General features: G+C 60.8%; 13 protein-coding genes and 1 pseudogene. 7 read left to right on the top strand and 7 right to left on the bottom strand.

The features are described from left to right. The 6 genes from AAC126_RS19560 to AAC126_RS19535 all read left to right on the top strand — a co-directional run. Window positions 1–393: His/Gly/Thr/Pro-type tRNA ligase C-terminal domain-containing protein (locus AAC126_RS19560; protein WP_339856572.1), on the top strand; the 393-nt coding region annotated here is incomplete at its 5' end. 101 nt (window positions 394–494) lie between these two features. Then, window positions 495–983, top strand: a complete 489-nt coding sequence (gene infC / locus AAC126_RS19555) for a translation initiation factor IF-3 (protein WP_339856570.1) — start codon at window positions 495–497, stop codon at window positions 981–983. Window positions 984–1,142: 159 nt separating this feature from the next. After that, window positions 1,143–2,180, top strand: coding sequence for a ferrochelatase (gene hemH / locus AAC126_RS19550; RefSeq protein ID WP_339856568.1), 1,038 nt, complete (start codon window positions 1,143–1,145; stop codon window positions 2,178–2,180). Between the two features lie 61 nt (window positions 2,181–2,241). Beyond that, window positions 2,242–2,481 carry a hypothetical protein gene (locus AAC126_RS19545; RefSeq protein ID WP_339856567.1) on the top strand — a complete coding sequence of 80 codons (240 nt, stop codon included), beginning with the start codon at window positions 2,242–2,244 and terminating at the stop codon, window positions 2,479–2,481. Between the two features lie 100 nt (window positions 2,482–2,581). Next, a complete protein-coding gene (locus AAC126_RS19540) occupies window positions 2,582–3,151 on the top strand; it encodes a hypothetical protein (RefSeq protein ID WP_339856564.1) in 570 nt (189 codons plus the stop codon). Between the two features lie 220 nt (window positions 3,152–3,371). Further along, on the top strand, window positions 3,372–3,884 hold the full coding sequence (locus AAC126_RS19535) for a hypothetical protein (RefSeq protein WP_339856561.1): 513 nt from the start codon (window positions 3,372–3,374) through the stop codon (window positions 3,882–3,884). A 199-nt stretch (window positions 3,885–4,083) separates the two neighbouring features. Here AAC126_RS19535 and pheT read toward each other — a convergent pair whose 3' ends face one another. From pheT to AAC126_RS19500, 7 genes are all read right to left on the bottom strand, one after another. Further along, window positions 4,084–6,483 carry a phenylalanine--tRNA ligase subunit beta gene (gene pheT / locus AAC126_RS19530; protein WP_339856559.1) on the bottom strand — a complete coding sequence of 800 codons (2,400 nt, stop codon included), beginning with the start codon at window positions 6,481–6,483 and terminating at the stop codon, window positions 4,084–4,086. Next, window positions 6,480–7,556 carry a phenylalanine--tRNA ligase subunit alpha gene (pheS, locus tag AAC126_RS19525; protein WP_339856557.1) on the bottom strand — a complete coding sequence of 359 codons (1,077 nt, stop codon included), beginning with the start codon at window positions 7,554–7,556 and terminating at the stop codon, window positions 6,480–6,482. Before pheS ends, pheT begins: the two co-directional genes overlap by 4 nt. 134 nt (window positions 7,557–7,690) lie before the next feature. Next, on the bottom strand, window positions 7,691–8,056 hold the full coding sequence (gene rplT, locus AAC126_RS19520; protein ID WP_193172694.1) for a 50S ribosomal protein L20: 366 nt from the start codon (window positions 8,054–8,056) through the stop codon (window positions 7,691–7,693). 15 nt (window positions 8,057–8,071) lie between these two features. Then, window positions 8,072–8,269 carry a 50S ribosomal protein L35 gene (rpmI, locus tag AAC126_RS19515; protein ID WP_028467118.1) on the bottom strand — a complete coding sequence of 66 codons (198 nt, stop codon included), beginning with the start codon at window positions 8,267–8,269 and terminating at the stop codon, window positions 8,072–8,074. A gap of 157 nt (window positions 8,270–8,426) precedes the next feature. After that, on the bottom strand, window positions 8,427–9,158 hold the full coding sequence (locus tag AAC126_RS19510) for an SDR family NAD(P)-dependent oxidoreductase (protein ID WP_339856551.1): 732 nt from the start codon (window positions 9,156–9,158) through the stop codon (window positions 8,427–8,429). A 36-nt stretch (window positions 9,159–9,194) separates the two neighbouring features. After that, complete coding sequence (locus tag AAC126_RS19505) at window positions 9,195–10,373, bottom strand: multidrug effflux MFS transporter (protein ID WP_339856549.1); 1,179 nt, start codon at window positions 10,371–10,373, stop codon at window positions 9,195–9,197. 116 nt (window positions 10,374–10,489) lie between these two features. Further along, window positions 10,490–11,011 carry a hypothetical protein gene (locus tag AAC126_RS19500; RefSeq protein WP_339856547.1) on the bottom strand — a complete coding sequence of 174 codons (522 nt, stop codon included), beginning with the start codon at window positions 11,009–11,011 and terminating at the stop codon, window positions 10,490–10,492. A 190-nt stretch (window positions 11,012–11,201) separates the two neighbouring features. Between AAC126_RS19500 and lysK the strand changes: the two are divergent. Further along, window positions 11,202–11,677, top strand: a pseudogene (lysK, locus tag AAC126_RS19495) (lysine--tRNA ligase); the annotation flags it as partial.

Here is an 11,677-nt window from a genome sequence, read left to right as displayed (position 1 = left end):
ATGCTGCACCGGGCCATCTTCGGCTCGATGGAGCGCTGGATCGGCATCCTGATCGAGCAATATGCCGGCCGCTTCCCGCTCTGGCTGGCACCGGTCCAGGCCGTGGTTGCCACCATCACCAACGATGCGGACGATTACGCGGCCGAGGTGATGGCTGCAGCGAAGGCCGCCGGATTGCGGGTTGCGATGGATCGCCGGAACGAGAAAATCAACTACAAGATCCGCGAGCACAGCGAGGCCAAGATCCCGGCAATCCTCGTCGTCGGCCGCCGCGAGGCGGAAGAAGGCAAGGTCGCGGTGCGGCGACTCGGCGGAAAAGCGCAAGAAGTGCTTGCACTCGACGACGCCATTACTAGACTTAAAGAAGAGGCACTGGCTCCGGATCACATCTGATCCGGGCTGGCTCCTCCCCACAGAACAGAAACAGATAACGAAGGAGGCGATAGATCGCCAGACCACCATTCAATCAGCCGCCGGCCAAGGATGGCCCGCGGGTGAACCGTGACATTCTCGTAGAACGAGTCCGCTGCATTGATCCCGACGGGGAAATGCTTGGCGTACTGACTGTTCGCGAAGGCATTCTAAAAGCCGAAGAGTTTGGCCTCGATCTGGTTGAAGTCTCTCCGAATGCGGACCCGCCCGTCTGCAAGATCCTCGATTACGGCAAGTTCAAGTACGAGGCTCAGAAGAAGAAGAACGAAGCCAAGAAGAAGCAGAAAATCATCGAAATCAAAGAGATCAAGCTGCGTCCGAATATCGACGAGCATGATTTCGAGGTGAAGATGAAGAATGTGCGCAAGTTCATCGGTGAAGGCGACAAGGTGAAGGTCACCCTGCGTTTCCGTGGCCGTGAAATGGCGCACCAGGATCTCGGCATGAACGTGCTGAACCGGGTCCGCGACGAAATGGAAGAAGCGGCCAAGGTCGAGTCCTATCCGAAGATGGAAGGCCGGCAGATGATCATGGTCATCGCGCCCCGCTAACCGCCTGCTTCGCCGCGACATTCCGTCGCTCATATGGTCCGATGGCCCCGCTCAGGCGGGGCCTTGGCATTTTTGCGGACAGAGAGGACTGGTTTCGGATGCGTTGCGACCTATGTTGGAACCGTTCCAGATAGTACCCACGACATTCGGACCCGTTCCATGGCCCTCGCTCCCAGACAGCTGCCCTCCGATCACCCTGCTCTCGCCGGCGAGAAGATCGGCGTCCTGCTGCTCAATCTCGGCACCCCGGACGCGACGGACACCAAATCCATCCGGCGCTACCTGAGGGAATTTCTCTCGGACGAGCGGGTCATCGAAGTGAACCCGCTGCTGTGGCAGATCATCCTCAATCTGTTCATCCTGCCGACCCGCCCCGCCAAGACCGGGCACGCCTATGAGCAGATCTGGATCAAGGAAACGGACGAGTCCCCCTTGCGCCTCTATACCCGCAACCAGTCGGACAAGCTGGCGGCCACACTGGCGGACAAGTATCCGAACGTCATCGTCGACTGGGGCATGCGGTATGGCAACCCGAGCACCGAGAGCAAGATCAACGAGTTGAAGGAGAAGGGCTGCGAGCGCATCCTGCTGGTCGCCCTCTATCCGCAATATGCCGCCAGCACCACGGCAACGGCCTATGACAAGGCCTTCGAGGCTCTGATGAAACTACGCTGGCAGCCGGCCGTCCGGACCGCCCCTGCCTATCATGACGAGCCGGCCTATATCGAGGGTCTCGCCAATTCCATTGAGGCGCATCTGAAAGGCCTCGACTGGACGCCGGACCTGCTCATCACCTCCTATCACGGCCTGCCGGAGCGCTATTTCCTGAACGGCGACCCCTATCATTGCCATTGCTTCAAGACCACGCGGCTGGTCCGCGAAAAGCTCGGCTGGACCGACGACAGGATGATGGTCGCCTTCCAGTCCCGCTTCGGCAAGGAAGAGTGGCTGAAACCCTATCTCCAGGACACGGTCGAAGGGCTGCCTGCGAAAGGCGTGAAGAATCTCGCCATCATCTGCCCCGGCTTTTCCGCCGACTGCGTCGAGACGCTGGAAGAGATCAATATCGGCATCCGCGAGACTTTCGCGGAAGCGGGCGGCGAGAATTTCACCTACATCCCCTGCCTGAACGATAGCGACGACGGGATGAAGGCAATCGGAGCCGTGGTGGAGCGGGAGTTGCAGGGCTGGGTTTAAACCTCCCGAACGACTCCCCAGCGGACTTTTACCGCCCGCCCAGGCCCGCGACAAAAACCCGGTGACGATCACCCGAACTGAAAGGGCGGACTCCCCCGGCCTTTCAGTCTTTAGCGCTCCCGAGGGCGGCGATCAGCGGCCAGCAGAAGGCGCATCAACCGGGCTGCAAACCCTGACGATAATTCTCCCTGATTTATGCATTTTCTCTACCGGCGTTAATCTCTTCAATAAACCAGAGAACAACTCCAAAAAATTACAAACAAAAACATCAAATCCAACGAAAAATATCGAAAAATACTGAAGTAATAGTTTTCTCTTTTTAATGGATACTTCCAGCAATCACACTAATATGTATAAGGTTAAAATAAGTCACCTCCATAACGAGGGGATAGGAAGCGCCCATGTTCGGTTTAGGAAAAGAAAAAAGCGCCGAAGACGAAGCAAAGCAGCGGCAGATTGAAGCATTGAAAGCCTCTATTGAGGCCGCGCTGATGCAAATGAAAAAGCAGGCCGAGGCAGGCCTGACGGACCGCTGCGAAGCCAGCGCGAAACGCCTGACGGAAATCCTCAAGAACCCGAAACTGCCAAACGACTTTACCAAGCAGGCCCGGGGCGGCGTCGATGCGCTGATGCTGCATGTCTACATGAAGGCCACAGCCCTCGCCTCCAAGGCGGCTATTGATGCTGCCAGGGAAGATGACCTGGAAAAGCGGTCGGCGAAGATCAAGGAAGCGCGGGAGAAACTTTCCGGCGCCATGAAGTACAAGGCCTCCCCGGATTTTAAACAGCAATGTGAGCGGATGCTTGAAGTCGCCATGTTCTCTGGCGGCGTCAAGGCGAAGGGGCCGACGAAGGCCAAACCGCGCGACACGGCTCCGAAAGTCGAAAACCGGGCAAAACCGGGCGATACCGCACCGGAGCATAAAGCGGGCAAGCCTTTGGAAAAACATACAAAGCCGGTCGGCGTCTGACGATCTCCGGCTGATCACGGCTCCGGTCGCCACCCTATGCGAACGGCCTCACCCGACCATGCGCTGCCTGCATAAAGCGGCCTCTGCAGCCCGTGCTTCCGCAACCTGAAATCGACAATTTTGGCTCGGGCTTCATTTTTATATAGCAATTAGATAAAAAGCATTTTAATCTTTACGCATCATTAACCACGCACCATCAACAGAAAGTTGGAGGCTGCCGATGTTTGGTCACATTGAAACCCGGACTGCCGAGGCTGACGAGGCACTCCGCCGGATTCACGAGTTGGCGCCCGCCGTCAACGGAGCTCTCTCCCAGATCAAGAAGCAGGCCGAAAGCGGTCGCACGGCCCACTGCGAAGCGTCGGCCAAGTGCCTGAAAGAAGCGATCAAGAGCGCCAAGCTGCCGAAGGATTATACCGACGAGGCAACAGATGCCGTCGATACCATATTGCTGCACGCTTTCATGAAAGCCACCTCGATCGCCTCCAGGGCCGCCATCGAAGCCGCCATGAAAGACGAGATCGAACGGCGCGCGATGAAGATCAAGGAAGCCCGCGCACAGCTCGCTGGCGCCATCCGATACAAAGCTCCCCAGGAATTCCGCCGCAAGTGCGAACGCATGCTTGAAACCGCCCTGTTCTCCGGCGGTATTCGGGCAAAGGGCCCGACACGGGCGAAACCGGACGACACCATGCTGGAGGATGAAGGTTTCATGGAAATGGCCAGGGCCTGAGATAGCGCTACGGCTCGTCTGCGAACGAGCCTCCACCCCTCGCCCGCCTTCCCGAACCTGGCCCGGGATTGGCTCGGGATCCGAGAGGCCGGACGCACAGCCTTACGAACAGATGGGTCCCGGCTCTCCGGCTGGGATGACGTGAAATGAAAAAGGCCGGGCATATGCCCGGCCTTTTGCGTTTGGGTGAAAGCTGTTCTTAGCCGCGAATGCGTCCGCCGGTGGCCTTTTCGACCTGGGCGACGATCTTGCGGGTGACCTCGCCAATCTGCTCGTCCGTCAGGGTCGCGTCGATCGGTTGCAGGGTGACCTGTAGGGCGATGGATTTCTCCGTCTCTTCCAGCCCCTTGCCCTGATACTCGTCGAACAGATGCACACCAGAGATCAGCGCCTTGTCCGCACCGGCTGCGGCCCGGACCAGTTTTTCCGCCGGCACGTCCTTCTCCACCACGAAGGCGAAGTCGCGGGTCAGCGGCTGGAACGGGGAGAGCTTCAGGAACGGCTTGGCCGGACCCTTGGCTTTCGGTGTCGGCACCTTGGCGAGGAAGATCTCGAAAGCCACCGCTGGGCCTTTCAGGTCCATCGCCTTCAGCACCTTCGGATGCAACTCCCCGAAGGTCGCCAGCACGTTCGGGCCGAGACGCAGCGCGCCGGAGCGGCCCGGATGGTACCAGGCAGGCGCATCGGTCGAGACCTGCAGATTACCCGCCGGCGCATCCAGAGCCTCCAGCAGCGCCATGACATCCGCCTTGGCATCGAAGGCATCGACGGCACGGGTCGAGCCCGCCCAGTCTTTCGGGCCGGTACGGCCGACGCGCAAGCCCGCCACCACCGTGGACTGCCCCTTCGGCGTCGCATCCGCATATTGCGGGCCGACCTCGAACAGGGACGCATCGCCAATGCCCATATTCGCGCCCCGGACAGCGGCCGCGATCAGGTTCGGCAGGATCGAGGGACGCATCACGTCCAGCTCGCTGGAGATCGGGTTGACCAGCTTCAGCTCGTCCGCGCCACCGCCAAAGAGTTCGGCTTCGTCCTGCGACAGGAAGGAGAAGGTGACCGCCTCCATCATGCCTCGGGATGCCAGCAGGCGCTTGGACGTGCCTTCGCGGACCTGCGCCTTGCTCAGCGCCGGCTCAGGCACGACATGGCCGGTTTCCAGAGAGACCACCGGGATCTCGTCATAGCCGTTGATCCGGATGATTTCCTCAACGAGGCAGGCCTCGCCCTCGACATCGCGATAACGCCAGGGCGGCATGACCGCGCTGATCGCCTCGCCGCTGCCGGAGACTTCGAAGCCGAGCCGCGTCAGGATGTCCTTTGCGCGCTCTTCCGGAACATCGATGCCCGCGAGGCCCTTGATCCGGGAATGCCGCAACGTGATGGTGCGCTGCCAGTCCTCTTCCTGACCATGCACGACCAGCTCACTCGCCTCGCCGCCACAGATATCCAGCACCAGCTTTGAGGCCAGATGCACGCCCCAGGTCGGGCCGGTCGGGTCGAGGCCGCGCTCGAAACGGTAACGGGCATCGCTCAGCACATTCAGCTTCCGGCCCGTCATGGCAACCGAGATCGGATCGAAGATCGCAACCTCGAGATACATGTTCACGGTTTCGTCGCCACAACCGGTCCGCTCACCACCCATGATGCCGGCCATGTCGTCGATGCCGTGCTCGTCACCGAGCACCAGCATGCCGTCCTCGAAGGTGTAGGTCTTCTCGTTCAGCGCTTCGTAGCTCTCACCCGCCTTGGAAAGCCGGATGCGGATCTTGCCACCCGACACCTTGTCCGCGTCATAAGCATGCAGCGGACGGCCGACATCGAGCATCATGTAGTTGGTGATATCGACCAGCGCAGAGATCGGGCGCAAGCCGACGGCAACCAGCCGGTCCTGCATCCATTTCGGACTCGGGCCGTTCTTCACGCCCTTGAAATAGCGGCCGACCACATAGGGTACCAATGACGGCTCCGGCACATCCACGTCCCAGGTAATCGGGCTTGCGAATGTGCCTTTGACCTCCCTTGTGTCCAGCGGCTTCAGCGTGCCGAGACCGGCAGCGGCAAGATCGCGGGCCACACCGCGCACACCGAGGCAATCCGCCCGGTCCGGCGTGATGGCAATATCGATCACCGGATCGTCCAGCCCGGCATATTCGGCGTACGACATGCCGACCGGCGCGTCTTCCGCCAGATCGATGATGCCGTCATGCTCGTCGGACAGACCCAGCTCGCGCTCGGAGCAGAGCATGCCGTTGCTCTCCTCGCCGCGGATGACGCCTTTCTTCAGGTCTACGCCGGTGCCCGGAACATGGCTGCCGGACGGCGCGAAAACGCCTTTCATGCCGGTGCGTGCGTTCGGTGCGCCGCAGACCACCTGGATCGTCTCCGAGCCGGTATCGACCTTGCAGACGCGCAGCCGGTCCGCATTCGGATGCTGCACCGCCTCGATGACATGGGCGATGGTGAAGGGCCACAGCTTTTCAGCCGGATTGATCAGCTCCTCGACCTCAAGCCCGAGCATCGGCAGGGTGTCGCAGATCTGCTCAAGCGTGGCATCGGTCTCGAGATGCTCTTTCAGCCAGGACAGCGAGAACTTCATCGGTTGAGCCCTCCGGCCAGATTGGGAACATCGAAGGGCATGAAGCCGTAATGTTTCAGCCAGCGCAGGTCGCTGTCATAGAACGGGCGCAGGTCGGGAATGCCGTATTTCAGCATGGCAATCCGCTCGATCCCCATACCGAAGGCGAAACCCTGATATTCGGTCGAGTCGATGCCGCAATATTCCAGCACCTTCGGGTGCACCATGCCGCAACCGAGGATCTCCAGCCAGTCGTCGCCGGCGCCGATCTTGAACTCGCCACCCTTGCGGGTGCAGCCGATATCGACCTCGGCCGACGGCTCGGTGAACGGGAAATAGGACGGGCGGAAGCGCACCGGCAGATCGTCAACGCCGAAGAAGGCCCGGCAGAAATCGATCAGGCAGCCCTTCAGGTGGCCCATATGAGTGGTCTTGTCGATCACCAGCCCCTCGACCTGATGGAACATCGGGGAGTGCGTGGCGTCGTGGTCCGAACGGAAGGTCCGGCCCGGGCAGATGATCCGGATCGGCGGGGTCTTCTTCTCCATGGTGCGGATCTGCACCGGGGAGGTGTGCGTGCGCAGGACGCGCGGCGTGCCGCTCTCGTCCGGCGGCAGGTAGAAGGTATCAAGTTCCTGACGGGCCGGATGCTCGGGCGGGATATTGAGCGCGGTGAAGTTGTAGTAATCGCTCTCGATATGCGGCCCTTCGGCGACGGAGAAACCCATCTCGGCGAAGATCTGGGTCAGCTCTTCGATGGTCTGGGTGATCGGATGCACCCGGCCGGATGTCTCCGGGCGGGCCGGCAGGGAAACGTCGATCCGCTCGGCCAGCAGACGGGCATCCAGTGCCGCATCCTCAAACCCGGTCTTGCGCGCCTCGATGGCGGCCTGGATCTCGTCCTTCAGACGGTTCAAAGCCTGGCCGGCTTCCTTGCGCTGCTCCGGGTCGAGACCGCCGAGCTGCTTCATCAGGCCGGTGATGCGGCCTTTCTTGCCAAGAGCGCCGACTCGGAGCTCTTCGAGGGCGGCAAGATCTCCCGCGCCATCAACGGCGGCGGCGAGTTCCGCTCTCAGTGTTTCAACGTCCTGCATGATCTTTTTCACCCCAAATCGGTGCCGGTTCCGGTCCAGCGCGGGTTCCTTAAAGCAAAAGGGGCCCGGCTAAGGCCAGACCCCTTTTCAACTCTTTTACCGATAGGCTGCCGGATGATCCGGCAGGCCTCGTATTAGTCGGCAGTTCCGAGCGCGGCCTGGGCTTGATCGACCAGGCTTTTAAACGCCGCCGGCTCGTGGATCGCGAGATCCGAGAGCACCTTGCGGTCGAGCTCGATACCGGCCTTCTTCAGACCATTCATGAACTTCGAATAGGTCAGACCATAGCTGCGCGCACCGGCATTGATACGCTGGATCCAGAGAGCGCGGAAATCGCGCTTGCGGACCCGGCGATCGCGATAGGCGTACTGAGCCGCCTTCTCCATCGCCTGTACGGCAACGCGGAAGACGTTCTTCCGGCGGCCGTAATAGCCTTTGGTCTTGTCCGTAACTTTCTTATGACGGGCGTGAGCCGTGACGCCCCGTTTTACACGTGCCATCTCTGGTGCCCTTTCTTAAGCGTACGGAAGGAATTGTTTGACGATCTTCGCATCGGCATCGGACAGGATCATCGTCCCCCGGGCCTTGCGCTTCATCTTCTGGGATTTGTTCGACAGCTGGTGGCGCTTGTAGGCGACGTTACCACGCACCTTGCCGCTGCCCGTGAGCCGGAACCGCTTCTTGGCGCCGCTCTTGGTCTTCATCTTGGGCATTTCGATCTCCGTTTTAGCGGTTACTACCTGCCGGTCTGGCATGCCCTACAAGCCATGACGCGGCGCTGCCCCACAATCGCTTGAGGGGAGGCGGGTTTATACAGAGCGGGCGTGGGAGAATCAAGCGGTCTGTGTGGCCCGCATAGCTGCCCGTCACCTACCGGGCATGTTCCGGCAGCAGGGACGTCTCCGCGTGCAGCCGCTCCGGATCGTTATAGAACGGATCGGTGCCCGCCGGCTGCAGGATGACCTCGCGGTCTTCAATGCCGCCGGGTGTTGTTGCAAGACGCCAGTATTCGGCAGCGATTAGGTCCGGATCGAACGGGCCGTCCGGCGCCACGATGCCGCAGATCGCAATCACCGAGACATGCACGCCACGCGGTGCGAGTTCCTTATAAAGCGAGAGCGAGAGGCTGCGCAGCGCCGCCTTGCCGAGGGCGAGCGAGCTCCATTCCGGGAACGGCTCCAGTGCCAGGCCACCGCCGGTAAAGAGAATTGCCCCACGGCCCCGCTCGACCATCCCCGGGGCAACGAATTTCGCTGCCCTATGTGCGCCCAGCAGATTGACCGCCAACTCCGCCTCGATCCGGTCCGTCTCCAGTTCCAGAGCCGTCGCGGGTTTCAGAACGGCGGCGTTATAGATCAGGATATCGCACGGGCCGAGCGTGTCCGTCAGAGCCGTCAGCGCGTTTTCAAGTCCGGCGGCATCGCCCGCATCCGCCGCGTGCCAGGCGACCGTGGCGCCTGCTTCGGACAGCCTGCCCGCCATCGCCTCCAGCTTGGCGGCACCCCGCGAGATCAGGCCGACAGAGTACCCACCCGCAGCAAACCGTCTGGCAATGGCTTCACCGACCCCGGGACCGGCGCCGATAAGGAGGCATACAGGCATTTTCGATCCGTCCTTCCGCACGATGTCGCGTTTCGATCAGAACCGCGTGCGGACAATCAGGGTGAGCACGAAGGAAGCACACGCGCAAATCGCGATGACGGCGACCATCGGAATGGCCGTTCCGTCAAAGAACGGCCCCGTGGCAACGATCATAAGACCGCCTGTCAGCATTTGCAGGGTTCCGCCAAAGGAAGAGGCAAGTCCGGCAATCGCGCCATGCTCGTCCAGCGCCATGACCATCGTCGTCGGCAAGGCGAGACCGAAGCCCGCATTCGCGCAGAGCAGAAAACCGATCACCACGAACAGATGCACCTCCGTCGTCAGCAGCAGGGCAAGCAGGATTGTGGCGGATGCGGCGAAGAATGCCGTCCCGATCCGGATCACGACCGTCAAACCGAACCGCTCCGCCAGGGGCCCGGCAAGCTGGCACGCCCCGAAAAAGCCGACGGCATTCACGGCGAAGGCAATCGCGAACTCGGTCGGCCCCAGGCCGTACTGGTCGCGATAGACGAAAGCGGCCGAGGCGATGAAGACAAAGAAGCTCGCCATGCCGAAGGCGCCGACAAAGGTCAGGGCAAGGAACTGCCGGTCGAAAATGAGGGTCCGCATGCCGCTGAAAAGCGCCCGCAGATTAAACGGCACCCTGTCTGATTTCGCCAGGGTCTCCGGCAGCATCGTTCCCGTGACCAGCAGGCTGAGAAGCGCGCCGCCACAGAGGATGAAGAAAATCGCCCGCCAGCCGAAAACCGGCACGACAAAGCTGCCCGCAAGCGGCGCCAGCATCGGCGAAATCGAGATCACCAGCATGATCAGCGCCATCAGCTTCGTCGCGGCTGCCCCCGTATGCAGATCGCGGATGATCGCCCGTGGCAGCACCATCAGCGCCGCACCGCCCAAGCCCTGAAGAAAACGCCAGGCCGTCAGTTCCATCGCCGTCCCGGACAGCGCGGCACCGACGGAGCCGGCAAGGAAAACCATCAGCCCGACATAGATCGGCAGCTTCCGCCCCGCCTGATCCGCCCACGGTCCATAGACCATCTGCGCCAGGCCAAAGCCGATAAAATAGGCCGTGATCGTCGCCTGGATCGCCGTCTCGTCAACGCCGAGATCCGCGACGATCTCGGGCATCGCCGGCAGATACATGTCGATCGCGAACGGCCCGACCAGCGAGAGCAATCCAAGCACCAGGGCGGACCGCCAAAGGCTCAGCGTCATCTGAATAATCCTGCTTCAAGAAAGTTTGGCCGCGGCACCAAGGCAGCGGGCCACGGTTTTATACATAATTGAAAGAGGTCTATCGACCGGTTTGTCCGGAAGGGACGGTCAAGAATTTAGCAGTTCTTTGTTCCGTTGGCAGCCAGCCGCAACTCCCGCAACTGGCCTGTCAGCTCCACCATGTGATTGGAGACGACAACCTGCTGCTTCTCCCCCTCCATAACGGGACAGACCACGCGCTCCCAGTCGCACGGCGCCCGCGAATGGACATAGGGGTTGCGGCAGAGGATCAGACGTTCCTCCCTCACGGCCCGCAGATATTGCTCCCTGAGGATGTCACCCACATCGGGGCCCAGATCGGCAACCCACTTCCCCGTCATCTCGAACCCCGTGCGGCTCGCGATCTCGCTGCCATAGAGTCGATAGCGGAAATCCTCGCGGTCCGGGTCGAGTTCCAGGATCATGATATTGCCGAGCCAGGGCTTCAAGGTCTCAAGAGAGAAGTCACTGCGGGACGCCATGCCGTCGCGCGGCTTCACCTTCAGGCAATATTCAAGGAATGAAACCGAACGCTCATGCGACGGTTTGATGTCATCCGTTTCAGGATACCAGATCGAAAATTCTTTCGGATCAATCAAGCGTAGCTCCTGCCTCCGCCCCAAACCAATTAAACCATAAAATGCTGGTTAAATGCTAAAATCAGAAAAATACCGCATTCGAGATGTCGTGAACGCTCGTAAAGCCCCGCCCCGCTGCGCGCGAACCGTTGACCTTCGCCCCGCCGCGCCCTAGCTTCCCGCGCACTATCGCAAGCTCAAGGAAAAAAACATGGCCTCCCTTATCCCCACCGAGATCGCCGAGAACGCCCGCGCCTGGCCGTTCGAGGAAGCGCGAAAGATCGTTGCGCGGATCGGGGGATCGAAACCGGAGAAAGGTCATGTGATCCTGGAGACCGGCTACGGCCCGTCCGGCCTGCCGCATATCGGCACTTTCGGCGAGGTTTTCCGCACCACCATGGTGCGCCGCGCTTTCGAGCAATTGATGCCGGACGTACCGACCAAGCTGATCGCCTTCTCGGACGATATGGACGGCTTCCGCAAGGTGCCAACCAACCTGCCGAACCAGGAAATGCTGGCGGAGTATCTGAACAAGCCGCTGACCCAGGTGCCCGATCCCTTCGGCACGCATGAAAGCTTCGGCGCGCATAACAACAATCGGCTGATGGAATTCCTCGACAGCTTCGGCTTCGAGTACGAGTTCATGTCCTCGACCGAATGCTACAAGAGCGGCATGTTCGACAAGGC

The organism is uncultured Nisaea sp., assembly GCF_963974195.1.
Lineage (GTDB): Bacteria > Pseudomonadota > Alphaproteobacteria > Thalassobaculales > Thalassobaculaceae > Nisaea.
This window is presented reverse-complemented; position numbering and strand designations above follow the sequence as displayed.

Bases quoted from the DNA above. Each gene is read 5' to 3' on its own strand.
- rpmI (WP_028467118.1), bottom strand. From the start codon at position 8,269: ATGCCCAAGATGAAGACCAAGAGCGGCGCCAAGAAGCGGTTCCGGCTC.
- AAC126_RS19505 (WP_339856549.1), bottom strand. From the start codon at position 10,373: ATGACGCTGAGCCTTTGGCGGTCCGCCCTGGTGCTTGGATTGCTCTCG.
- hemH (WP_339856568.1), top strand. From the start codon at position 1,143: ATGGCCCTCGCTCCCAGACAGCTGCCCTCCGATCACCCTGCTCTCGCC.
- AAC126_RS19535 (WP_339856561.1), top strand. From the start codon at position 3,372: ATGTTTGGTCACATTGAAACCCGGACTGCCGAGGCTGACGAGGCACTC.
- AAC126_RS19510 (WP_339856551.1), bottom strand. From the start codon at position 9,158: ATGCCTGTATGCCTCCTTATCGGCGCCGGTCCCGGGGTCGGTGAAGCC.
- rplT (WP_193172694.1), bottom strand. From the start codon at position 8,056: ATGGCACGTGTAAAACGGGGCGTCACGGCTCACGCCCGTCATAAGAAA.
- pheT (WP_339856559.1), bottom strand. From the start codon at position 6,483: ATGAAGTTCTCGCTGTCCTGGCTGAAAGAGCATCTCGAGACCGATGCC.
- pheS (WP_339856557.1), bottom strand. From the start codon at position 7,556: ATGCAGGACGTTGAAACACTGAGAGCGGAACTCGCCGCCGCCGTTGAT.
- AAC126_RS19540 (WP_339856564.1), top strand. From the start codon at position 2,582: ATGTTCGGTTTAGGAAAAGAAAAAAGCGCCGAAGACGAAGCAAAGCAG.